25 protein-coding genes are annotated in these 23401 nt (G+C 65.8%); 16 read left to right on the top strand and 9 right to left on the bottom strand.

Annotation, left to right across the window (positions count from 1 at the left end):
* The first annotated feature begins 111 nt into the window (after positions 1-111).
* Together U1E26_11360 and U1E26_11355 are read left to right on the top strand one after the other, a co-directional pair.
* Positions 112-342 (top strand): ribbon-helix-helix protein, CopG family, encoded by a 231-nt coding sequence (locus tag U1E26_11360; GenBank protein MDZ4170232.1) that lies wholly within the window; start codon positions 112-114, stop codon positions 340-342.
* Between the two features lie 5 nt (positions 343-347).
* Positions 348-608, top strand: a complete 261-nt coding sequence (locus U1E26_11355; protein ID MDZ4170231.1) for a type II toxin-antitoxin system RelE/ParE family toxin — start codon at positions 348-350, stop codon at positions 606-608.
* 89 nt (positions 609-697) lie between these two features.
* On the opposite strand, the gene U1E26_11350 is transcribed toward U1E26_11355, so the two are convergent.
* The gene (locus U1E26_11350) at positions 698-1270 is read right to left on the bottom strand and encodes a TetR family transcriptional regulator (protein ID MDZ4170230.1); all 573 of its coding nucleotides are present in this window, start codon (positions 1268-1270) and stop codon (positions 698-700) included.
* Between the two features lie 115 nt (positions 1271-1385).
* Between U1E26_11350 and U1E26_11345 the strand changes: the two genes are divergently transcribed.
* From U1E26_11345 to U1E26_11315, 7 genes are all read left to right on the top strand, one after another.
* The gene (locus tag U1E26_11345; GenBank protein MDZ4170229.1) at positions 1386-2090 is read left to right on the top strand and encodes a hypothetical protein; all 705 of its coding nucleotides are present in this window, start codon (positions 1386-1388) and stop codon (positions 2088-2090) included.
* Positions 2087-2521: a hypothetical protein gene (locus U1E26_11340; protein MDZ4170228.1), complete on the top strand. Its 435-nt coding sequence runs from the start codon at positions 2087-2089 to the stop codon at positions 2519-2521. The genes U1E26_11345 and U1E26_11340 overlap by 4 nt, the downstream gene beginning before the upstream one ends.
* Positions 2522-2622: 101 nt before the next feature.
* Positions 2623-3006, top strand: a complete 384-nt coding sequence (locus U1E26_11335) for an HsmA family protein (GenBank protein MDZ4170227.1) — start codon at positions 2623-2625, stop codon at positions 3004-3006.
* A gap of 66 nt (positions 3007-3072) precedes the next feature.
* Entirely contained in the window at positions 3073-4299 is a 1227-nt protein-coding gene (locus U1E26_11330; protein MDZ4170226.1) for an MFS transporter, read from the top strand.
* Positions 4300-4478: 179 nt separating this feature from the next.
* Positions 4479-6794, top strand: a complete 2316-nt coding sequence (locus tag U1E26_11325; GenBank protein ID MDZ4170225.1) for a hypothetical protein — start codon at positions 4479-4481, stop codon at positions 6792-6794.
* A gap of 129 nt (positions 6795-6923) precedes the next feature.
* Positions 6924-9071 (top strand): AAA family ATPase, encoded by a 2148-nt coding sequence (locus U1E26_11320; GenBank protein MDZ4170224.1) that lies wholly within the window; start codon positions 6924-6926, stop codon positions 9069-9071.
* 217 nt (positions 9072-9288) lie between these two features.
* Positions 9289-10284, top strand: a complete 996-nt coding sequence (locus U1E26_11315) for a glycosyltransferase (GenBank protein ID MDZ4170223.1) — start codon at positions 9289-9291, stop codon at positions 10282-10284.
* Here U1E26_11315 and U1E26_11310 read toward each other — a convergent pair.
* From U1E26_11310 to U1E26_11290, 5 genes are all read right to left on the bottom strand, one after another.
* Positions 10281-10886 carry an NAD(P)-binding domain-containing protein gene (locus U1E26_11310; GenBank protein MDZ4170222.1) on the bottom strand — a complete coding sequence of 202 codons (606 nt, stop codon included), beginning with the start codon at positions 10884-10886 and terminating at the stop codon, positions 10281-10283. The two genes, U1E26_11315 and U1E26_11310, sit on opposite strands and share 4 nt — an antisense overlap.
* A gap of 132 nt (positions 10887-11018) precedes the next feature.
* Entirely contained in the window at positions 11019-11534 is a 516-nt protein-coding gene (locus tag U1E26_11305) for a YqhA family protein (GenBank protein ID MDZ4170221.1), read from the bottom strand.
* A gap of 120 nt (positions 11535-11654) precedes the next feature.
* Positions 11655-13163, bottom strand: a complete 1509-nt coding sequence (gene glpK, locus U1E26_11300) for a glycerol kinase GlpK (GenBank protein ID MDZ4170220.1) — start codon at positions 13161-13163, stop codon at positions 11655-11657.
* 226 nt (positions 13164-13389) lie between these two features.
* Complete coding sequence (locus U1E26_11295; GenBank protein ID MDZ4170219.1) at positions 13390-15294, bottom strand: acetate--CoA ligase; 1905 nt, start codon at positions 15292-15294, stop codon at positions 13390-13392.
* Positions 15295-15432: 138 nt separating this feature from the next.
* A complete protein-coding gene (locus tag U1E26_11290; GenBank protein MDZ4170218.1) occupies positions 15433-15969 on the bottom strand; it encodes an ACT domain-containing protein in 537 nt (178 codons plus the stop codon).
* A 166-nt stretch (positions 15970-16135) separates the two neighbouring features.
* On the opposite strand from U1E26_11290, the gene U1E26_11285 reads away from it, so the two are divergent.
* Both U1E26_11285 and U1E26_11280 read left to right on the top strand, forming a co-directional pair.
* Positions 16136-16417: a peptidylprolyl isomerase gene (locus U1E26_11285; protein ID MDZ4170217.1), complete on the top strand. Its 282-nt coding sequence runs from the start codon at positions 16136-16138 to the stop codon at positions 16415-16417.
* A gap of 112 nt (positions 16418-16529) precedes the next feature.
* Entirely contained in the window at positions 16530-17243 is a 714-nt protein-coding gene (locus tag U1E26_11280; protein ID MDZ4170216.1) for a hypothetical protein, read from the top strand.
* A gap of 13 nt (positions 17244-17256) precedes the next feature.
* On the opposite strand, the gene U1E26_11275 is transcribed toward U1E26_11280, so the two are convergent.
* Entirely contained in the window at positions 17257-17835 is a 579-nt protein-coding gene (locus tag U1E26_11275; GenBank protein MDZ4170215.1) for a carbonic anhydrase, read from the bottom strand.
* Positions 17836-17889: 54 nt separating this feature from the next.
* Positions 17890-18912, bottom strand: coding sequence for an acyltransferase (locus U1E26_11270; protein MDZ4170214.1), 1023 nt, complete (start codon positions 18910-18912; stop codon positions 17890-17892).
* Between the two features lie 100 nt (positions 18913-19012).
* On the opposite strand from U1E26_11270, the gene U1E26_11265 reads away from it, so the two are divergent.
* The 4 genes from U1E26_11265 to U1E26_11250 all read left to right on the top strand — a co-directional run bounded on the left by U1E26_11265 (position 19013) and on the right by U1E26_11250 (position 22168).
* Entirely contained in the window at positions 19013-19456 is a 444-nt protein-coding gene (locus tag U1E26_11265; protein MDZ4170213.1) for a B-box zinc finger protein, read from the top strand.
* 57 nt (positions 19457-19513) lie between these two features.
* On the top strand, positions 19514-19900 hold the full coding sequence (mscL, locus tag U1E26_11260; protein ID MDZ4170212.1) for a large conductance mechanosensitive channel protein MscL: 387 nt from the start codon (positions 19514-19516) through the stop codon (positions 19898-19900).
* Positions 19901-20049: 149 nt separating this feature from the next.
* On the top strand, positions 20050-20760 hold the full coding sequence (locus U1E26_11255; GenBank protein MDZ4170211.1) for a response regulator transcription factor: 711 nt from the start codon (positions 20050-20052) through the stop codon (positions 20758-20760).
* Positions 20753-22168 (top strand): ATP-binding protein, encoded by a 1416-nt coding sequence (locus tag U1E26_11250; protein MDZ4170210.1) that lies wholly within the window; start codon positions 20753-20755, stop codon positions 22166-22168. The genes U1E26_11255 and U1E26_11250 overlap by 8 nt, the downstream gene beginning before the upstream one ends.
* Before the next feature lie 13 nt (positions 22169-22181).
* Here the strand turns inward: U1E26_11250 and U1E26_11245 are convergent, their stop codons facing one another.
* On the bottom strand, positions 22182-22955 hold the full coding sequence (locus tag U1E26_11245; protein ID MDZ4170209.1) for a protease inhibitor I42 family protein: 774 nt from the start codon (positions 22953-22955) through the stop codon (positions 22182-22184).
* A 74-nt stretch (positions 22956-23029) separates the two neighbouring features.
* Between U1E26_11245 and U1E26_11240 the strand changes: the two genes are divergently transcribed.
* Positions 23030-23251 carry a hypothetical protein gene (locus tag U1E26_11240; GenBank protein ID MDZ4170208.1) on the top strand — a complete coding sequence of 74 codons (222 nt, stop codon included), beginning with the start codon at positions 23030-23032 and terminating at the stop codon, positions 23249-23251.
* Positions 23252-23401: the final 150 nt, after the last annotated feature.

Here is a 23401-nt window from a genome sequence, read left to right as displayed (position 1 = left end):
CCTCTTCTCGCACACTACCTTGACAGACATACACTCCGGGCTCGCCGAAGACGTTTAGACGTCTTGACGTTATAACGTCTTGAATCGTATGCTCTTGCTGAGGTGATAAGCATGGCCGATACCCGACGCACCACTATCTACCTTGAGCCGGACCTCCACCGGGCACTGCGACTCAAGGCGATCGAGACCGACACCAGCATCTCCGACCTGGTCAACGATGCCGTTCGCGAGACGCTACTCGAGGACGCCGAGGATCTTGCCGCGCTTGAGGACCGGGCAGCCGAGGCAACCGTGCCCTACGGCGACTTTGTCCAGACCCTCCTGCGCGAAGGCAAGCTATAAGGCGCATGGCGAACTCGGTCGAGATCAAGCTCTCCGCTGCTCGAGAGATCGAGGGAATCCCGATTGCTGACCGCCGCGAAGTGGTCGAACGAATCGGCCGTCTCGCCGAGGACCCGAGACCTCGGGGTTGCGAAAAGCTTGCAGGCGGGGAGCACTATCGGGTGCGGCAGGGCGACTATCGCATTGTCTACACAGTCGAGGATGGGCGTTTGGTGGTGTGGGTCGTGAAGGTTGGCCATCGCCGCGACGTGTACCGGCGCATGTAACGAACATCCAGAACGGGCCGAGAGAGAATTGACTCGGGCAAGCTCGGTGCTTATGGGTCCGCAGGCCCCAAGAGCGGCGGAGCGAGCGATCACACGCCGAGCGTGTACCCGTCCATGAGCGTGCGCACTGCGCGCTTGAACGACTCCTCGGTGAACTCGACTGTCGGCACCCCGTCGCCTTCGATCGTCGAGTAGTTGGTCGTGAGCAGCGCGTGTCCGAACGACAGCGCGAAGAACGCCTCGAACAACTCGGCCGCGTCCTTGTCGGAGACACGGTGGTTGACGAGGTAGGCGAGCGGCCCGTCGATGTACATCGCGGAGGCCTCCGGCGACGAGGGCGGATGCGTGATCATGTGCGGGAGCACGTTTGGGTGCGTGATCAGCGCGCGACGAAAGCCACAGACGGCGGCGATAACGGTGGCCTTCCAGTCGCCGCTCGGCGGCGGTGCAGTTGGCGCCTGGGCGGCGAGCGCGAGCTCCACGACCCCGTCGAGGAGCGCGTCCTTGTTCGGCACGTGGTGGTAGAGCGACATCGCCTCGACGCCGAGTTCGTGCGCGAGCCGGCGCATCGTAAGCGCATCGATACCCTCGGCGTCGATGAGCGCTAGGGCTGCCGAGAGGATCTCGGCCTTGGTGAGCGGTACTGCACGCTTGGCGGTCATTCGGGGAAACCTTCCTAGCGGAACGGGGTTGACCCTTACAATGTACGGTGATATACCTTACAGCGTAAAATGTACAACGTAAGGTTAGCACGCATCGCACCGAAGGGACAAGAACATGGGCTCGGTCATCCTCGGCATCGCAAAGTGGATCGGCATCCTCCTCGCCGGACTCGTCGTCATCCTGGTTGTCGGCTTCGTGCTGGTGCCACCCTTGACGCGGGGATTCACCGACCGCTGGGGTGCCACCGCCGACGAAGCCTCCGCGACGCTGCCCGGCGACGAGCTCTTTCCGGCGACGCGGGAGATCTCGACCAAGGCCGTCACCATCGACGCGCCGCCGGCGACCGTCTACGCGCTGATCCAGCAGATGGGACAGCACCGCGCCGGGTGGTACGGTTGGGACTGGTTCTACGATATGACGAACTCGTCGGACTTCGTGGATGGTCACTACTCGACCCGCATCGTGCCCGAGCTTCAAGACGTCAAAGTGGGCGACGAGATCAACATCAATGACATGGTCAGTTACACCGTGGTCGACGCGGACCCCGGCCGTTCGTTCGTGCTCGCGGCCGGCAGCCTCGACCCGGCGCAGCTGGGCAAGGCGTCGCTTCCCGAGACGTGGACCGAGAACACGATGGCGTTCGTCATGAAACCGACCCCCGACGGCGGAACGCGGCTTCTGCTCAGGATGCGCGCCGACGGCACCGAAACCGGCTTCGCGCGGTGGATGTGGAACAACCCGCTGAACTTCGGCGGTGCGCTGTTCAGCCATAAGACGCTCGTTGGTATCAAGCGGACGGCGGAGGCGCTGGCGCAGTGATCTACGAGCTTCTCATCTTCGCCATGCTGATCGTGATCGTTGGCTTCACGGCGCTCGCGGTCAGTGGAACGCCCGCGAACCTTGAGGCGCATCCGCGGCTTCGCTGGGCGGCCATCGCGTTCTGGTGGTTCGTTCTCATCGGCGGGTGGGCGTGCTTCGCGTACCTCGCGACGTTGCCCGGCGGCCTCGATGCGGCGTGGGCGTGGACTCGGGCGCAACCGTATCTGATGCAGGCGGCGATGTGGCTCCTGCTGTTGCCGTGGATGGTGGGGCTCGCGATCTGGCAGCTCGGGTGGCCTCCGATAGTGCGAACCGGGCTGATCGTGGCGATGGCGGTGGGCTGGTCTTCGCTCGCGTTCACGCTGGCGCGGCCGAAGCGGACCGCTGAGCGGGTCGGCGCACCGATCCGGAGCACTGATCAAGCGGTATAGTCTGCACAGGCAAGAGCGCCCATGAGCACCAACGAGACCACCGTTTTCTGCAGCACGCAGGACGTTTCGCGCGAGCGCGCCCTGCTGAGAGGACAGCACCGATGTCACCAACCCTTACCGGCGCAGTAGTCGGCATTCTGCTCGCTGCGACGCTTTACTCCGTCGCCGTCTTCGCCGAGCGGCGCGCCGGGGTTCTCAAGCCCTGGCATCTCGTCGTCTTCTGGCTCGGCCTCGCCGTCGACACGACTGCGACCACGCTCATGAGCATGATCACCGGCGGCTTCAACATGGACATCCACGGGATTCTGGGCGTGAGCGCGATTGTGATCATGCTCGTGCATTCCGTGTGGGCCACCGTCGTGCTGGTGCGCAAGGATGAGGTTGCCGCTCGGCAGTTCCACAAGTTCAGTCTGGCTGTGTGGGCGTTGTGGATGGTCACACTCGTGACAGGATTCGCGCTCTCGTTGCCCAAGGTCATGGCGTAGAGCTAGCCGTACCGAGCCCGTGTGCCGGGGTTGCGCATCCCTGCAGGCGCCGCAAGAAGGACAACCATGACCGAGCTCGCCGAGAAGCCCCGCGACCTCAAGCCGTTTCTGGCGCTCGAGGCCGCGACGCTCATCTCCGGCACCGGCAACGGTGTCGCCGCCATCGCCCTGCCATGGCTGACCCTCGAACTCACCAACGACCCTGCTGCGGCCGGGCTTGTGGTCGCGGTTGCCGCGCTCCCTCAGATAGCGGCTTCGCTCGGTTCCGGCGTGATCATCGACCGGCTGGGCCGACAGCGCACCAGCGTCGGGTCGGATGTCTTCTCGGCCGTGTCCGCCGCGCTTATCCCGCTGTTCGGTCTGCTGGGAGTGCTCACCTACCCGCTGGTCATGTTCGCCTCTGTGCTTGGTGCGATCTTCGATCCGGTGGGCGTGACCGCGCGCGAGGCGATGCTTCCTGATGTGGCCAAGCGTGGTCGCCTGTCGCTGGAGCGGGTGAACGGGTTGCACGAGGCGGTCTGGGGACTTGCGTGGTTGATCGGGCCGGGAGTCGCCGGAGTTCTGATCGGCCTTGTCGGCGCGACTGCGTCGTTTTGGGTGATGGCTGCGGGGTTCGTGCTGTCGGCGCTGTTGGTGGGTGCCGTCTGCATGCCCACCCCACCCGCGCGGCAGACTGAAGCGCACTGGCTCGCCGAGGCACTCGATGGGTGGCGCTGCATGCTTGAGAATCCGGCCATCAGGTCCACGGCGGTGCTCTCCACGATCGCGTTCACGATCGCGTACTCGGTGGTGGGCGTCGTTCTTCCGGTGGTCTACAAGGGGTTGGACCAGCCCGAGGCGCTCGGCGTCCTGTTCATGGTGTACTCGGGTGCGGGCGTGCTGGGAGCGCTGGTCTACGGGACCCAAGGTGCCCGAATCTCGCGACGCGCGGTGTTTCTGGTCGGACTCGTGACCACTGCCATGGTCCCGGTCGCGTACGCCTTCGCGCCGGGATACCCGCTCCAGCTCGCGGTCATGGCCGTCGCCGGGTTCTTCGGAGCCGGGGTCAATCCGATCGTGAACGTCGTGCTGCAGGAACGGGTGCCCGACGAGATGCGCGGGCGGGTCCTCTCGGCACTCTTCACCCTGGCCTACGTCGGCTTCCCCTTCGGCTACGCTGCCGCTGGCTTCTCGATCAAGGCGATGGGGGAGACGGCGACGTTCACGTGGATGGGTGTTGCGACCGTGCTCGTGGTCGTGTGGGGGGCTGTCACGCCAGCGCTCAAGCACATCGAGGCCATCGGCGTGGAGTGACTCGGCCGCCAGTTCTAGCATCCCGAACGGCCCTGGCGAGCCGCATGCCCAGGGGAGGCGGGTTCCTGTCTGACCGAGGTGCTGGATTCGGAGCCCAGTGAGCAGCAGGGCATCTTTCCCCTTAAACTGATGCGAGGACGGCTGAGAAACGGGTCTTAGCTTGGGGGCTGGAGATCGCAATGCCGCTTGGGACCAGACGGGCGCTTTGGGACGTAGTGGATCGCGGACGCGCCGGTACGCTTGCGGCGGTCTCCGGTGCGATCGCGCTACTGCTGGTGGGGGCGGTCTTCTGCGCTGCGCTGTTCGCTGTCATCCCGTGGGTCGCTGTGGAGTACCCGCGAGCCAAGGCAGCAGCCAGGGAAACCTACGAGCTCGAGCGGACGATTCGGGTCAAGGAATTACCCGACGAGTCCAACCCAGTTGCCAAGGGTTGGCCCAGCATCGCGGAACTGAAACCGCAGCTCGCTTCCGCCGAGACCAGACGTTGGACCCCCACCCCGTTTGCACCGTTCCTGGCTTTCGCGTTCATCATCGTGGCGGTCTCGTTCTTGGTCTCAGTGATGCGGGGGGACCCGGACCTCCGAAAGCGCTTGGTAGCGGTGCCTCTCAACAGCTCGGACCATCCGAGAACCTTCCGCGCTCTGGCCGAAATAGCCATCGCAGCGGGCGAACCGTTCCCGCCGAGACCATTCGTGTTCGAGGCGGAGTCGGTGAACGCAGCCATCGTGGGGACACGGGCAACCCCGTCGTTCGTTGTGCTCGTCACAACGCGGTTCCTCGAGCTGTCAGCGGCGGAACAGCGCGCCGCGTTCGCCAACCTGCTGTCCCGAGGGCCGTCGGTGCGCGGATGGGTGCTACGGGCCAGCGCACGGTTCTCTGTGCCGTTCTGGTGGGTAGCCGCACGCGACCTCACGCTCGGGTCGAGGGGATTCGTCGGACGTCCGGGCAGACAAACCTACGGCGAGCGAATGGCGATGGTGTTCGGCCCAGCAATGATGGTGTTTCTGGTATCGAGTGCCGCGACAGCCGGCTACGCACTGCTGCCGTACGTCACCGGTCAGAAGGCCCCCGGGCTTCAGTCAGACGCCGTACTGGGGGTCACCGTGCTGGCATGCCTGTTCTGTCTGCCTGTGGCGTTGTTGGCCGTGAAGGCGCTTTCCTTCGCGCAGGAGGCCACCGCGATGCTGGCCGACAATGAGGGGCTGCTCCTGAGCAAAGAGCCCGCTGCGACCTTCACCGGCCTCGCGTACGCAACCCGCTTCGGGACGCAGGTGGCGCACGCCGAGGCGTACGGACACCTGTTCTGGTGCAGTCCACTGGGCACCTCGTACCTCGGTTGGAAGGGTCAGAGCGTACGCGAGCGTCGGCTTGAAGAGCAGGCCGGGGTCGACGGCGTAGGCCTTGTCGATTCGCTGCCTGAGGATAACGTGCCCGCGTTTCGGCCTGTGGCGCACGGCGAGTTCCCGAAGCTCGATGCGGCGCTTGCACGATACCGCGCCCTCTCGCCGTACTGGGTGACGTCGCCACCTCAGATTCTGTGCATGATCCATGCCCGGCCTTGGGGTGCCGTCGACGCATGCCTGCGTACGGGAGTGGTCCCCGGTATCGGTGGCACCGAGATGGTGTTCACCGAGGCCATGCTCGGCGACTTCACGGAAGACGAGCTTCTCGCCGTCATCGCGCATCTGGCCAACCGTACCGCGCGACGGGATCCTGACCGGGCGGCTGTCGAGCAGACGGGAGATCCGGCGGCGCTCCTGCGCGCGCTCGTGCGTGCGCAGGCGGCTCCGGCCGAATGGCCCACCCAGGGCTTCCAAAGCCTGTTCGCCTTCTCGGACGAGACTCAGTCGATGCCGCTTGTCCCCGCGCCGAGGCGCGTTGAGGCGCTGAGCGACGCTGTCCCGTGGTCGGCTGCAGTAATCGACGAAGAGATCGTACCGAAGACCCGCCCGGCCGCACCGGCCAGCCGCTGGAAGCGCGCACGGAACCTGCTGCTCTTCGTGCCCCTGCTCGTCGTGCTCGCCTATCCAAGCGTACTCCTCATGCAGGCCCGGCAGATGACCGCAGACCGTAACTACGACCCGTACCCTCGGGTCGATCACTCGGCGGTGACCGTCCCGCTGCCGCCTGGCGCCACGACAGTGTCTGTTGAAGCGCCGTATCCCAGCTACGCAACCTCGGTCTTTCGTGTCTCACTGCCCGTGTCCGCTGTCTCGGAGTACTACAACACGGCACTGTTTGAAGAGATTCTAAAGTCCCAGGGCTACTCGCAGTTTGTGAACGGTTGGGAGGGGTTCGACGACCCACCGACCTCTCCGGGGCAGACGAAATGGCCCTTGGTGCGACACTCGGGCGTAGGGGATGGCTCGCTCGATTCACTCGATATCTCGGCGGAGTCCGCTCCGGGGGGAGGCACGACGATCATCGTCTACGCTTCGCGTTGGATGGATGACGGTTCGCCGGTGACGGTGACGGGCGTCATCAAGGAGTACTGAGGGCCGACGAGCCAGCGGTGCCTCGGAGCGAACACGTGACTCCCAGCAGGTCGTGAGAACTGGCGGCTGCAGAGGGGCCTGTGTCAGGATGGAGACTCCGAATCTCATACTGGTCGGTGGGGGGAGTCTGTGGTCGACAGTCAGGTGCCGTTATTCCGCATCGATTCGCATGGGGTTCGCTATCTCGAGGCAGTGCGCAACACCGGACGCGTGACCGGCGGCGAGCTCGGCATGAATCACTGGCTCCACGCGCTCGGCCGGCAGGCCGCCGGTGCGCTCTACGAGGTCGCGCCTACGTTGAACCCGCGCCAACTCGCTGATACCGCCGAGGAGGAGCTCCGAGTCGAGCGAGCGGGTGTGCCGACGCCGGAGACGAACGTGCTGCAAGGCGCGAGGATGATCGCCGCGCTTGAGGGCCGACAAGACATGCACCTGCCTGACTTGGCGCGCGCCGTGTTGGTCATGGGGGGCTACTTCGTCACCGGTAAGGCGAGCACGCTCAAACGTGCCGATCTTCTCGCAGGCTTGCCGCAACCCCAAGGGCAGGTCTCGGCTACCGCTGAGCAGGGGCCCACCCTCGAGCAGATCGGCCAGGACCTTACAGCGGCGGCTCGGGAGGGGAAGCTGCGCGAGGCCATAGGGCGTGAGGCCGAACTGCAGACCGTCATGGAGGTCTTGCTGCGCTCGACCAAACGCAACCCGGTGCTCGTGGGTCCGCCCGGCGTCGGCAAGACCGCGCTTGCCGAGGGGCTTGCGTTGCGTATCGCACGCGGCGACGTACCCGAGCTTCTGCGCGACACCCGCGTGATAGCCCTGCCTCCCGGCTCGATGCTCATCGGGGTCGAGGGGTCAAACGGCCTGCAGGAGCGCGTCAAGAACGTGATCGAGGAGGCCTCGGCGGGCGATGTGGTGCTGTTCATAGATGAGTTCCACGCGCTGGTGGGCATGGGCGGGGATGAAGGTCGTACCGATCTGGCCACGCTGCTCAAACCAGCGCTTGCCCGCGGCGAGATAGCCTGTCTGGCGGCCACAACCGACTCGGAGTACCGACGTTTCGTCGAGCAGGACGGTGCGTTGAATCGACGCTTCCAGCCCATCCGCCTCAACGAGCCCAATCGTGAGGCGGTCATGACGATGCTATGCGGCCGTGCCGCCGAGGCCGAGCATGACCGCGGCATTCGCACTGATGAAGCGACACTAGGCTGGCTGTACGACTTCGCCGATGACTTCCTGCCCAGCCGGTTCTTTCCTGACAAGGCGATCGACCTGCTGGAACAGTCGGTGGCGCGCGCGTTGGCGGTGGGCTCAAGCGAGGTGACCCGAGAGATCGCTCGCGACGTCGCAGAGCGGCTGGTGGGCATGCCGGTCGCGGTGCCCGAGCGGGTCGAGCACCTGCGTGAGGAGCTACAGCGCCAAGGGGTTCTCGGCATCCCACACATCGAGACGATAGCCGAGTGCCTTCAGGTGCGCATGCGCGGTTTCGACGTCGACCCGGCCTCACCCAACGCCGTTCTCCTGCTGATCGATGAGGCACGTTCGGGGGTCAACACCATCTGCTCGACCATCGCGCGCTGCCTCTACGGCTCTGAGGACCGCATCGTGGAGATCGACTTCTCGCGGTTCAACGACCCCAGCACCGTGACCATGCTGCTGGGGTCGCCGCCGAGCTACGTTGGGTACAAGGAGCACGTGCCTCTCCACGATCTGCTGCAGACGCCCTGGAGCGTTGTGAAGCTGCTCGACGTCCACCACGCTCATCCCTCGGTTCGCGCCATCCTCAACACCGCGTTGCACGACGGCTACTTCACGGACGGAAGTGGACGGCGCATCCATCTCAGCGACTGCGTTGTCGTGCTCACTGCGGAGTCGGAGGGTGCGCCTGATGACTCAATGACGCCACGCGATCTTGCGGGACGCGCTCTTGGGCGTGAGCTGGTCTCGGTCTGCGACATCGTCGCATCTGACCTCCCTGAGGGGGGCGAGGCGTTCCGGCGCTGGTTCGAACGCGACCTGATGACCTCGCTCGCCACGCGATTCGAGCGCAAAGGGCTCACAGTCAAATGGCGTGCATCGGTTCTCGAATGGCTCGAGAGCCTTACGGAGAGCACCGGCTCGCCGTTGGAGCTGCGCCGCGAGATGGACCGCATGCTGGCGCACGCGCTCGTGCGCTATCTGCCCGAGGACAGCGGTGTCGATGCGGTGGCGGTGGGGTGGGCGGACGGCGGGCTCGTGGTCGAGCCCATTGTGAGCGCCAGAGAAGACGATTCCCCGTCATAGGAGTAGGTGCGGTGCGCTGACGATTCACCGTGCGGTAGAGGGCGGATACCATTGTGGGCGAAACCGGGTTGAACGGAGCACCTCATGCCGTACTTCATGAGAGCGAGCATGGAGATTCAGGGCATGACCGCATACTCTTCGCGCACCGCGCTACGGCACCCGTGGCCACTACCGGCGTACTGACTTCGTCTCGCCCGCAACGAACTGGAGTTGCCCCATGTCGCCCACCCTCACCGTCATCATCCCCGCTCTCAACGAGGCCGGGAGCATACCTCGGCTTCTCGAGCTACTCGCTGCCCAGACCTCCCCGCCCGACGCAATCGTCGTCGCTGACGCTCATTCCACCGATGACACGCGCGCGATCGCGGCAGCCGCGGGTGCGCTCGTGGTCGATGGCGGCATGCCGGGCGTGGGACGCAATGCGGGCGCAGCGATCGCCTCGACCGATCTCATCCTCTTCCTCGACGCCGACACCGAGCCTCCCACCGACTGGATCGAGTGCGCCCTCGCGGAGTTCGAGCAGCGCCACCTCGATATCGCCGCGGGTCAGATCGAGCCGATCGAGCGCGACGCCGGCGACGACTTCGCCTGTGACGCGGCTAACCTCTACCTGCTGCTCATGCAGCACATCCAGCCGCACGCCCCGGGCTTCTGCATCCTTGTGCGCCGCGACCTCCACGAGCGCATCGGCGGCTTCGACGAGACGGTCGTGCTTGCGGAGGACCACGACTACGCTCAGCGCGCCGCTCAGCACGGCAAGTTCCGTATCCTGCACGGCGCTCCCATGCCCACTTCGATGCGGCGCATCGAGAAGGAGGGGCTCGTGGGGCTTGCCTTCAAGTACCTCTACGCCGAGGTCCACGTGCTTGCCGGCGTGCCGGTGCGCGAGGTTCCCTTCGAGTACGAGTTCGCCGCCTTCGACTCCGCGAAGCGAGAGCCCGTGACGCTCGGCCTTGAGGCCGCGCGCGAGCGGTTGCGCGAGTTCGGCGACGAGCTCGCCGCACTGCCGAGCAGCGCGAGCGAGCACCTGCGCGAACTGGGCGAGGCGACCTCGATCGAGTCGGTCGAGAACCTCCTGCGCGAGCTCGAACCGCAGGAGCTCGCCGAACTGCGCCGCTACGTGCGCGATCGTATCGAGTACACACGTCGGCTGGGGCCTGTGGTCGTGTGGCGGATCCGAAGGCGCCTCGGCAGCGCGCGCGGGCCGCTCTAGCCGCCCTGCGCCTCGCGCACGAACCAGTCGATGACGCCCCGCTCGAGCTTGCGGGCAACGGACAAAGCGCCTAGATCCCTGACCGGCCAGCCGAACTGCGCCACGAGCTCGGTGACGATGCGTTTCGCCTCCGCGTCATTGCCGCAGATGCGCATCCTGTCGGGCCCCGACCCCACCTCCGGCGTCGTCATGCGCTCGGCGCTGATCTGGTTGAACGCCTTGACTACGCGCGTCTGTGGCAACAGCCGCTGAATGTGTTCGGCGGCTGAGTCGTCATCCGGATACACCGCCTCGGCGCCCTTCGGGCCGAACGCCACTGGATTGCTCGTGTCGATGAGTAGCCGACCTGCGAAGGCGTCGACACCGATCGACTGAATCGTCTCGGCGGCAAGACGGCCCGGGAGTGCCGTGATGACGACCTCGGCGAACTCGGCTGCCTCGCGGTAGGTGCCCGCGTGTCTGCCGGGTGCCTCGACGGCCCATGCGACGACCGTCTCGGCGGACGGGTCGCGACTACCCAGCGTCACCTCGTGTCCGACGCGCGCGAACCCGTTCGCGAGCGACATCCCCACGTGGCCGGTGCCCAGGATCCCGATGCGCATGTGGTTCTCCTCCACCGAGTCGTGTCGCGTTCGTCGCAGTCCACCAAGCTTCCGGTGAGTCTGTTCCCCGTGCGCGAGATCCCGTACACGCGGCTACCGCGGTCCGCGGCCCTCGAGGGCGTCTGCCGCTCTCTACTTGCTGTGCCCGCTCTTCAGGAAGAAGGCGAGCGAGGCGATGATGCTTGCGGTGCCGATGCCGACCCACGCAAGATCCTGAGGGTCCTTCAGCTCGATGGCGGTGCCGAGGAATGAAACGGCCAACACCACCACGATGACGCCGATGAGACGGTTCTTCAGGTCGTCGAGGTCGTTGAACTGCAGCCATTCGGGGAGACGCAGATCGGATTCGATGAAGAGCTCGAACAGCCCCAAGGCGATGATGTAGAGCACCACGGCGAGCAGGAACAGGTCAGCGATCTCGATGAACGCGACGAGCTCCTCTTTCATGGTGGGAACTTCTCCGACGACCCCCACCACGGACAGAATGACGTTCACGGTCTTGATCGCTCCGGTTATGACCAGTGCGACGGCCCCGGCGAACAGCCCGATGACCGGGATGATGACGATGAAGCGCGTCAGTCCACCGATCCGGGCGAGCATCTTGTCGGACACGGGATTTGGGTCGACGATCTTCTTCGGTTCGGACATCTCGCTCCTCGCTGGTGCCACGGCCGCCCTGCTGGCGGCATCCTAGCGGTAGTATAAGCGGGCCGAACGTGCGACTGGCGTCCCGCCATGGACACCGCTGGATGCTCTACGCGAGCGGGATCATCGGGGTCGCGACGGCTGCTCCCACTTCAGAGATCGCCTCACAGCCTCCGCCCACATGATCTTGAGGTCGGCGAGCCGTGCGAGTGCGTCAGGGTCGCGCGCAGGCTCGTAGATGCGCGCGACACCGCGCAGCATAGGCAGATCCTCCGGGCCACTCCACACGCCCACCGCACGCCCAGCCAGGTACGCCGCCCCCAGGGCGGTCGACTCCGCCATCTGGGCGGACGCGACCTCGATTCCCAGTACGTCGGCCAGAGTCTGCATGACGAGTGTGTTCACGGTGACGCCGCCGTCGGCTCGCAGCGAGTGCAGCGGATGGCCGGACTCGCTGATCATCGCTTCCATCAGGTCGGCAAGTTGAAGTGGAATCGCTTCCATGGCGGCCCGAGCAACATGTGCGTCGGTGGCGCCACGAGTCAGTCCGAAGATCGCTCCCCGTGCGAGCGGATCCCAATTGGGTGCGCCGAGCCCCGTGAGGGCCGGCACGAACACGACGCCGTGGCTATCGGGCACGCTCTCGGCGAGCGCTTGGGCCGCTTGCGGCGAGTCCGCCAACTTGAGCCCTTCGACGACCCACTGCACCACCGCCCCGCCCATGAAGATCGAGCCCTCCAGCGCGAACTCAAGGGCGTCTGGCGACGACGCGGCTACGGTCGTGGCGAGCGTCTCAGAACTCGCGCGCGAGCGGCCCGTGTGCATGAGAGCGAAGATCCCGGTGCCGAACGTCGCCTTGGCGTCTCCCGCTTCGAAGCAGCCGTTGCCGACGAGCGCGGCTTGCTGATCGCCGATGAGCGAAGCGATCGGAATCTCCGCGTCGAACAGACCGGGAGCCGTGTGGCCGACAATCTCGCTTGATGCAACCACGTTCGGGAGCACGGGGGCCGGCACGTTGAACAGTGCGAGCAGCTCGGCGTCCCACTTGCTCGCGTCGAGGTTGTACAGCAGCGTTCGGGAGGCGTTCGTGACATCAGTGGCGTGCACCGCACCGGCGGTGAGCTGCCACAGGAACCACGTATCGACGGTCCCGAAGGCGAGCTCGCCGGCCTCGGCGCGTTCGCGCGCTCCGGCGACGTTGTCGAGGATCCACGCGATCTTCGTGGCCGAGAAGTACGGGTCGATCGGCAGTCCGGTCTTGGCCCTAACGGCCGGACCGTGCCCTGCCGCGAGCAGGCCATCGCACACGTCGGTGGTGCGGCGGTCCTGCCACACGATGGCGTTGTGTAGCGGCTTACCGGTCACGCGGTCCCACACGATGGTGGTCTCGCGCTGGTTCGTGATGCCGAGCGCCGCCATGTCAGCGGCGGTGAGACCGGCCTCGGCGATTGCCCGGCGGGCACAGCTGAGTTGGTTCTCCCACATCAGGCCGGGGTCTTGCTCGACCCATCCGGCCGCGGGGAAGATGAGCGGTAGGGGAATCTGGACCTGCGATCGTTTCTCGCCAAGCTCGTCGAAGACGATCGCACGCGAACTGGTGGTTCCTTGGTCAAGCGCGAGCACAAACCGCATGCGGGCCCCCTTCGGAGGTGGAAACAGCGATACCGCGACAGGATATCGGGTACCATGTCGTTGGTCTTTACCCCATGAGCGGCCGGGGGCCGCATCCTGAAAAGGCGAAGGCGCTCGCGTAGCACGCAGTTACTCTGCAGCATCGAATGAACGAGGGGGCGGCCCACGCTGCCCCCTCTGCATTCCGCGGGGACTGCCTCGCTTTCGGGCGGCTGAGAGCGCTGGGCTAGCCCAGTTCCGCCTTCATCTGGTGCCATGCGTGACGTGCGTCTTCGACCGAGCCCTCGTCCTCGATGGTCGTGATGTCGCCGGGTTCGACATCGAGGGTGACCGCCTTGAGCACGCGGCGCATGATCTTGCCGCTCCTGGTCTTGGGCAGCATGCTCACGAAGTTGACCTCGCCGATCACGGCTATCGGACCCAGTTCGTGACGGACCGTCGCAAGGAGCTCTTGCTTCAGTTCGTCGGACGGCTCGAGACCGTGCTTCAGCACCACGAACGCCGAGATGACTTCGCCGCGCAGGTCGTCGGGGCGTCCGATGACGCCTGATTCCGCGACGGACGGGTGCATGAGAAACGCGCTCTCCACTTCGACGGTGCCGATGCGATGGTCGGCGATCTTGATGATCTCGTCGGCTCGGCCCGCGAACCAGGCGTAGCCGTCCTCGTCGATCATCGCCGCATCGCCGGTGTAGTAGACGCCGCGAAACCTCTCCCAGTAGTCCTGGCCGTAGCGCTCCGGCTCGCCCCACAATGAGGCGATGAGCCCCGGGAACGGCCGTTTGAGCACCATGATGCCCTTTTCACCGGGTTGCACCGGGTTGCCGTCGTGGTCGACGACTTCGGCCTCGATACCAGGCAGCGCTATGCCTGCAGACCCGGGCTTGATGGGTAACAAGTCGATTCCGTACGGGTTGCCGAACACCGGGCCGCCCGTCTCGGTCTGCCACATGTGATCGATGACCGGCACACGGTTTCTCAGTACGCGGTTCTGCAGCCAGTCCCACGCCGGCGCGTTCAGGACTTCGCCCGCGCACATCACGCGCTCGAGGTTCGAGTAGTCCACGTCGGCAAGGGGGTTGTCCCCGTAGCGCATCAGCAGGCGGACGGCCGTGGGCGACGTGAACAGCCCCGTGACGCCGAACTCCTCGATCGCTTTGCGCCAGTTGGCGTCGGGCGTCGGGCAGTCGAGCGCTCCTTCGAACGCGACGGTCGTGCAGCCGACGATGAGCGGCGCGTACACGATGTAGCTGTGCCCGACGATCCACCCGATGTCAGAGCCCGACCACCACACGTCGTCTTCACGCAGGCCATAGACCCAGCGAGCCATGGCCGTGATGTGGACTTGGTAGCCCCCGTGGGTGTGGACCGCGAGCTTCGGTTTGGCGGTGGTACCGGAGGTGGCGAGGATGAACGCCGGCTCGTTCGCCTCCATCGGAACGTACTCACCGGTGTGCCCCGTCCCTCGCCCGAGGAACTCGTCCCAGGACAGGTCGCGCCCTGGCGTCATCGCCACGTCCGCTTCCCCTCGGCGCATGACGATGACGTGCTCGACGGTTGGACCTGCGGAGTCCATCGCTTCGTCGACGATAGGCTTGAGCGGTACGTCCTTGCCACGCCGATACGTGATGTCGGCGGTGAATACGAGCTTGGAGCCACTCGCCTCCACGCGGTCCGCGAGCGCATGCTCGCCAAAGCCGGCGAAGACCACCGAGTGGATCGCACCGATGCGCACGGTGGCGAGCATCAGCGCTATCGCGCACGGGCACGTCGGCATGTAGACGGTGATGCGGTCACCCTTCTCGATACCCATACCCCGAAGCGCGGCGGCGATGGATTCGACCAAGGCGAGTAGTTCGGCGTAGGTGAACCGCTTCACGTCGCCACGTTCGTTGAAGTAGACGAGGGCCTCGTGGTCGCCGCGTCCACGCTCGATGTGGTGATCGAGTGCGCTGTACGCGAGGTTCGTCTGGCCACCGCTGAACCAGCGGAAGGTCGGGTAGTCGTGCTCGAACACGGTGTCCCACGGGCGCAGCCAGGGTAGATCGGCGGCGACGCGACCCCAGAAGGCCTCGGGTGCGCCCAGGCCATCCTCGATCCAACGGTTCACGACAGGGCTGATCAACTGCATGACAGGCTCCCCGGTTCCCTCGATAGCGCATGGTTGAAGCCGACTATGCACGGATAGTCGCGCTTCGCCGAGGGGGTCGTCCGTGAGCGGCGTCCGCCCGCCTGCGAGCGGTGCGGGCGAGACGGGCGCAGGCGGTAGCTACGCGCCCGGCGAGACCTCGACGTCGACGTTCGCGCGCGCCGCCGCCTCGGTGAGCGTGGCGATCCAGCCCGTTCCATCGACGTCGGTCGGCACGGACACGAGTGCGGTCATCTCGAACAGTGGTGCGCCGCTGATAGGCGCTGCCACGATACGGGTCTCCATCGACTCGATGTTGATGCCTGCAGCCGCGAGGCCCGCGGCGATGTCGTGAACGATCCCCTCGTGGTCCGCTCCCGAGACCTCGATGCGGTAGGAGGTGCCGACGTGGCCAGGCACCTCCCCTGAGGCTTGCGCCGTGTCGGCGCTCGTCGTGATCGCATAGCCGGCAGCAGTGAGCGGAGCGAACGCCGCATCGAGGTCGACGAGCGCTTCGACCGGCAACGACACCTGCATGAGGATTGCGAAGGCGCCGCCCAGACGCGCCATACGGCTGCCGCCGACGTTTGCGCCCAAGCCGAGCATGGAGCCGGTGACCTCTTCGACAAGACCGACGCGGTCGGGCCCGGTGAGCGTGAAGACGACGTCCGTTCTCATGTGGTGCCCTTCCGACGTTTCGTGCGAAGAAGCAGTGCCCACGCAACGGTAGCAGGGGTACGCTGCAATCGGTAGTCACGCGGGGCACTTTCCCGCTGTCACGAGGTCATCGCGTTCGCGTACTATAGCGGCGAGAATCAGTTGCATCCGCTCGAAAGGAGCACCTATGCCCCGCGCACAAGCCCGCCACATCCTCGTCGTGACCGAGGAGGAGGCCAACGACCTCAAGCAGAAGATCGCCGGTGGAGCCGACTTCGCCGATGTCGCCCGCGAGAACTCGAAGTGCCCGTCCGGAGCCCGCGGTGGCGACCTGGGCGAGTTCATGCCCGGCCAGATGGTCAAGGAGTTCAACGACGTCTGCTTCAACGACGCCGTCGGAGTCGTTCATGGTCCCGTGCAGACGCAGTTCGGCTACCACCTCATCGAGGTCACCAAGCGCGAGGACTAGTTCTCGTCCGCTCGGCCCACCCCTGAGTCAGGCGCTGTTCGCAGCCCCACCGCAACGCGCGAATCCTGCGCGCTGGGTATATTCGTCGTGCTCGACGAAGGGGGGCGATGTCATGGCGGCGAAACCGTTGTGGCGTTGGGTGGTGCTTGTTCTCTTGCTGACCGCAGTCGCGTGGGCGCCGCTCGGGTGCGCCTCGGGGGGCGATCCTGCTTCGGGTGGTGGTGAGTCCGAGCCGACCACCGCGCCACCGGCTCCGACCGAGGCGGCGTCGGGCGCAGGTGAGGAGATTCCACCGGGACGCGAGATCGCCGAAGGCGGAGGCGGACCGGCAACCTACACATTCCGCGAGATCTGGCGCCGTGCGCTGCCTCCTGCTCAGGCGTGGCGCGAAGGCGCCTACCTCACGAGCGCGGTGGGCGACATGGTCAACGACGACGGAGTCCCCAGCACGTGGCGACTCACCTTTATCGACAAGCCCGACGCCGATGTCGTCTTGCTCATGGACGTCGACGCGTGGGGCAAGGTGACGGAACAGAAGGAGGTCACCGGCGAGGGCGTGAAGTCGTTCGTCGGCGAATACTCGAAGCCGATGCCGTACGACGTGATCGACAGCGACGATGCCGTGACCCGCGGCAAGGCCGATCTCGCGACTCGCTACGATCTCGCCAAGACGAAGGACCCGCGCCTCGCGCTCAATCACAGCGTGATCGACGCGACCGGGCCGTACTGGAGCTACTCGCTCTTCTACACGTCGAGTGCGGAGTACGTCTCGTCACGCATGGACGCGCTGACCGGCGAGGTGGTTGCGCCCGAGCCGCCTCAGTAGGGGCGCGAAACGCCTACAGCCACTGGACCTCGCCGCTTGCGAGCTTGTAGGCGCCGCCGCTGACGTGGGGCGTGTCGAACCCGAGGTCGGCTTCAGCGAAGAATGCGACCAGCTCGTCAACGGTGTCGCGGACGTGTTCATCGACCGCGACAGCCAGCATCGGGTCGTCGGCATCAGCGGGCGCCTTCGCCGGGTCGAGGCCTTCCACGCGGATGTGCCGCGTGATGGGGCTGAGCCACTCCGGCGCGCCGCCCGCGAGCGTCGCCTTCACGGCCCCGCAGTCTTCGTGGCCCAGCACGACGACGGTGCGGACGCCCAGATTCTCGACAGCGAACCTGAGCGACGCCAAGCTTGCTTGGGCGAGCACGTGTCCTGCGGTTCGCACCACAAAGAGCTCGCCGGGGCCGGCGTCGAAAACCGCCTCGACCGGCACGCGTGAATCGGAGCATCCGACGATCGCTGCCCACGGCTGCTGTCCCTCAAGCGACGCCGCACGCTGCTCGGCGGTCCATCCGGCCCGACCCTGGCCCTCAGAGAAGCGACGGTTGCCCTCAGCAAGAAGCCTCAGTGCGGTCACGTGGTCGTGCGGCATGGTGCACCCCTTAATCTATGGTTGCGGCATCGTACCCGCCCCGAAGGCCTCGCGCTAGCCGCCGGTACCCGCCTTGACCCCCACGAGCCATGCGGTTCGGCCACTGCGGGCGAGAAGCCACGCGGTTGCATAGCTCGCCGCCGAGACAAGCGCCCACGCCACGGGCACGGCCCACCAGCGCATCCAGAGCGACTCGGCGCTTGCGGCGCTCACTCCGCGCTCGAGCGCCAGCAGCCACATCGGATGAACGAAGTAGACGCCGAACGACAGTGCGGCCCCCGCGACCACGACGCGCTCGAAGCGGTCAAAGCGCGGCTCAAGTGAGTAGGCGGCGAACGCCATGCCCAACACGGTGGCGGCCATGCCCAACGCGTACGCCGCCGGACTGTGCGCGCGGGGCACGACTCCCAGGATCCGAGCGAGCAGGATCGCGGTGCCCAGCCCCAGCGGCGCCAACCATGCCCCGATGACGCGCTGCGGGATCTTTGGCAGCATGAGCGCGAACCAGGCGCCGAGCACCATGTGGGGCAGGTGGGTCGCGAGATGGGTCGCGTACGACCACGCCAGCTCAGGCGCGTTCACGCGCAGCCACGCTGAGGCGGTCGGCCACAGTTCGATTCTGACGGCGTAGACCATCACGAGCGTCGCGGACGGCCATCGATGGATGAGGCGCACGGCGACCGGGGTCATGAGGTAGAAGCCGAGGAGCATCGGGATGAAGTACAGGTGGTACCAGACGTGTCCGGTCAGCAGTAGCCAGGGGGCACGAAGCAGTGTTGAGCCCAGGGCGTCTGTGGTGAGCAGAAGGAGCGCAAGGTAGGCGAGAGCCCAGGCCAGGTACGGCAGCCCGACCCACCGAAGACGCTCGAAGAGGAACCGCATGTAGGTCGTGCGCAGGGGGCGACCCCAGACGAGTGCTCCTGAGATGAAGACAAAGACCGGGACCGCATAGTGGAGCAGGTCGTCGATTATCAGCTGCAGCGAGGTATCGGGAAGCACCGATCGCAGCGGCATGAAGCAGTGAATCGCCACGACGCTGAGGATCGAGAATGCCCTCAGGGCGTCGTAGGCGAGCACGCGCTGACGCCGTGGTGAGATGTTCTCCGAATTCCCCATGGCACGAGTGTAGCGGTACCATCACCGCACAAGGTCCCACCGCAAAGGAGTGAGCAGCGCTATGGCACGTTGTTCCTATCACCCGGATGTCGAGACCGAACTGTCATGCACCGAGTGCGGCAAGCCCATTTGCCCCAAGGAGATGGTGCTGACGCCGGTCGGCTACAAGTGCCCCGAGCATGCCAAAGCCGCTCCGGGACAGCTGCGCTACGTGAAGCCCAGACAGCTCGCGTTCGCCATCATCGCCGGCGTGGTCGTCGGGGTCGGCGGCGCGTTCGTGGTGGCGTTCTTCGGCTCGGGTTGGTTCCCCTTCATCGTCGGCATCCTGTGGGGATCGCTGACCGCCGAAGCGGTGCGGCGCGCTTCGGGGGGCCATCGCGGGGGCACGGTCGGGGCTGTGGCCGCGGTCTCCATCGGCATCGGTGGCCTTGTCACGGGAATGCTGTGGGCGACCATCGTGGCCGTGTTCGTGGCCCTTTCGCAGCTTGCGGTATTCAACCGCTAGCCGGCTGCGGTACGGTCGCGACCGATTCGTAACGGGTGACGATCGAGGGGAGGGGCGATGTTTCAGGAGTTCCGAGATTTCGCGCTGAAGGGCAATGCCATCGTGCTCGCGGTAGGCGTGGTCATGGGCGTGGCTTTCAACGCCATCGTCACGTCGGTGGTGGAGGGGATTCTCAACCCGCTCATCGGTGTCTTGCTCGGAGGCATCAACCTCAACGAGCAGATGGTGACGATCGCGGGAGTCACGTTCGCTTGGGGCTCGGTCGTCGGTGCAGTCATCAACTTTCTGGCGGTGGCCGTAGCGCTCTTCGTCGTGGTCAAGTTCATAGCACGTCTGAACCGCGAACCCGACCCGACGACGCACGCGTGCCCGTACTGCACGACCGAGATCTCCAACGACGCCACACGGTGCCCGGCGTGTACGTCAGAGCTGGTGCCTGTCTGACGAGATGCCCGCAGATCGGTCGGGGTTCCGTGCGCCTCCTGCGGGGGCAGGGTGTAGATTCGGTGGACGGGTGCTGCCGCGCCGCGCCGGGGGCATACACTCCATGTCGAGCACACTCACCTGCCGAAACGCGCGTCCAGGAGGTCGGAATGGTCACCGAGCCCCGTCGAATACTCTTCGTCGAAGACGAGAAGACGATTCGCGAAGCCGTGTCAGCGTATCTCGAGCGTGAAGGCTACTGGGTCACCGCGGCGGCCGACGGCCAGATCGCGCTCGAGCAGTTCTCGAAGCAGCGTTTCGATCTGGTCGTCCTCGACCTCATGCTGCCGAGAGTGTCCGGCGAGCAGGTGTGCCGCGTGATCCGTGATGCCTCGGACGTTCCCATCATCATGCTCACGGCCAAGGGCGAACTCGAAGATCGCGTGCGCGGGCTGGAACTCGGGGCGGATGACTACCTCGTCAAGCCGTTCTCGCCGCGCGAGCTGGTGGCCCGCGTGCGTGCGCTGATGCGGCGCGCCAAGGTCACCGAGGAGCCGCAGCGCGACCGTCTGGTGTTCGGCTCGCTCGAGATCGACGTCGCCGGTCACAAGGCCTTCCTCGACGAGAACGAACTCGACCTGACCGCCAGCGAGTTCAAGCTGCTCTTGACGCTGTCGCGCTATCCGGGTCGGGTGTACTCGCGTATGGAGCTGGTGGAGAAGGTCCTCGGGTATGACTTCGAGGGTTACGAGCGCACCATCGATTCGCACGTCAAGAACCTGCGTGCGAAGCTCGACGATGACCCGAAGGAGCCCACGTTCATCTATACGGTCCACGGTGTCGGATATCGTTTCGAGGCACCCAAGTCCGACGATGACTGAGCAGGAGCCCTCGATCGCACTCGCTCCTGCGGTGCAGCGGGGTCACGGTACGTTCTCGCGACGGCTCGCCATCGCCTTCGCCGCCGTCGCCGCCTTGACGGCGCTGCTGGCCGCGGTGCTGATCTCGGCCTCGTGGAACGTCGAGTTCGATCGGTACCTGCGTGACAACCTGCAGCGGGTTGCGGACGGTGTGGCGCAGGTCGCCGTCGAGGCGTACCCGCTGTATGGCGGATGGACGATTCAGACGCTGTCCACGATTCCGCGTTTTGGGCCCATGCGAGGCATCGCCGTGCAGATTCTCGACGACGCGGGCAACCTGATCTACGACGACACGACCTCCGTGGGACAGGAACAGACCGGGCAGGACCAGCAGCAGACGGTTCTTCAGCCCGAAGGACCCGTGGTGACCGCACCCATCGTCGTGGAGGGCCAGCAGGTCGGTTCCGTGCGGGTGTGGGCGTTCGGGCCCGGGGCGGTGCTGACCGAGCGCGACGCGCAGTTCCGCGACGCGTCCGTGCGAGCGCTGGGTATCGCCGCGCTGGTGGCCATCGCGCTTGCGTCCATCGCGGGGCTGGGATACGCGAGCCGACTCGTGCAGCCGATCGAGCGGATCACCGCGACCGCGCGCGCTCTGCGCCAGGGTGATCGCGCGGCGCGCACGAACATGACCGGCGAGGATGAGATCGCGGTGCTGGGCCGCACAATCGACGAGATGGCGGCCGCGATCGAGGCGGACCGCGAGCTGGAGCAGCGTCTGACCGCCGACGTCGCGCACGAGCTGCGCACGCCGCTCCAGGCGATCCAGGCCACCGTGGAAGCGATGCAGGATGGTGTCTTGCCGGCCGACGAGGAGCGGCTGGGCATCGTCCGCGACGAGACGGTGCGGCTCGGTCGTCTGGCCGACGCGATCCTCGAGCTGACCAGACTCGAGCGCGGTTCGCTGCCGTTCGATCTGCGCCGCATCGATCTTGCCGAACCGCTCAGCGTTGCGGTCGAAATGCACGAAGCGCTCTTCGAGGCCTCGGAGCTGGAACTGTCCGCTTCGGTGCCGCATGGGTTCGCGGTCGTCGGCGACGCCGATCGACTGCGGCAGGCGTTCAGCAACCTGCTCAGTAACGCGGCACGCTACACACCGGCTGGCGGCTCGGTCGCGGTTCGATTGAAGCGGAACGCTGGCTTCGCACTCGTCGAGGTCGAAGACACCGGAATCGGCATCAGCGAAGAAGACATGTCGCACCTGTTCAGCCGGTTCTGGCGTGCTGACGATGCACGCGCCCGTTCGACCGGGGGACTCGGCATCGGCCTGGCGGTCACCAAGGAGATCGCCGAGCGCCACAAGGGAGCAATCCTCGCCGAGCCACGATCGGGCGGCGGCACACGATTCACCATACGGATTCCCCTGGCCTAGTCGCGGGTCCGCGCTACTGGACGAGCAGCGAGACGGCGAAGGTCCGTTCGGGTGCGGTGTCCGGCTCGAAACTGCGCCAGTACTTGAGCTTGAGCTCGCTCTCACCTGCAGAGACGGCGCGAAACGTCCACGTCTCGGCACCTCCCGCTCCCAGCGCGTCAGACTCGGCTGTGTACGCCGGATCACCGACCTGTTCGAGCGTCGTGGGCAGTGCGCCGTCGAGCGCCCAGGTGTAGCCGGTGGTGGGATTGGCGGCGAGGGTGACGCTGAGCGTGTCGCCGACCCCAATGGTGCGCGAGGAGCCCGCGTCCGATTCGGTCAGCTGCAGTTCGGACCCGCTACCGGCTGGTGGGGGACTCTGATCGACGGGTTGCTCGCTGGACTCTCCAAGAATCTGGACGGCTTCGGCTACGCCTTGCACCGGATAGCTCTCGGCGACGGGACCCTTGAACCACACGCGCACGATGGCGCTGGGCTTCTCGAGCGCTGCCCTGCTCGTAGCCGCACCCGAGCTGTCGAGCACCGTGGTCGCGTCATCCAAGGTGACGCTCGCCTTGTCTGAGACGAACTCGGACGCCTCTGAAGAGCCGACCAGGTCCGCGGGGACTTCGACGAGGATCGTGAGAGCACCGCCCTCGCCTTGGGTGACATCGGTCACGACGCCCTCGATGCCGGGTGGCTCGGCGGGCGGCGCCACCGAGCAGGCTGCGAGGGCAGCAGCCAGAGCCATGGCGCCGAGGACCACCGCGCCGAGCGTGAGCCGTACTGCACGTGGGGAACGCTTCATGGTCGTCACCTCCTCTCGTCTTGTACCCTGTATTGACGTTCCTGTCGGGCTTGTGGTTCGCGAAAGGACCCGCGATGATCTTCGGATTCATAGTCAAGCCGGAAACGCTCGTGTTCGGCGGGATGGTGCTGTTCGTGCTGATGGGGCTCCAGGTTCTCCAAGGAATGCGCAAGATCAAGTTCAAGGGACCGCTTCACCTCAAGGTGCACAAGCGGGGCGCATGGGTCCTGCTCGCGTTCGCAGCGTTTCACGGGCTCCTCGGGCTCGCGTACGGGCTCGAGCTGTCCATCGGCTGACGATCAAGGTGAGCGCGTAAGGTTTCGGGGGGCGGGAGCCCCGGACCGTCTTGAGGAATAGAACGGGTTTCCTTCTACTCTTGGTGTGTCTAAGACCCAGAGAAGAAAGGAAACCCGCATGCAAGATGATACCGCTGTGCTGATGTCGGC

The organism is Coriobacteriia bacterium, assembly GCA_034370385.1.
Lineage (GTDB): Bacteria > Actinomycetota > Coriobacteriia > Anaerosomatales > PHET01 > JAXMKZ01.
The sequence above is the reverse complement of the archived record's forward strand: the minus strand, read 5'-3'. Positions and strand labels throughout refer to the sequence as shown.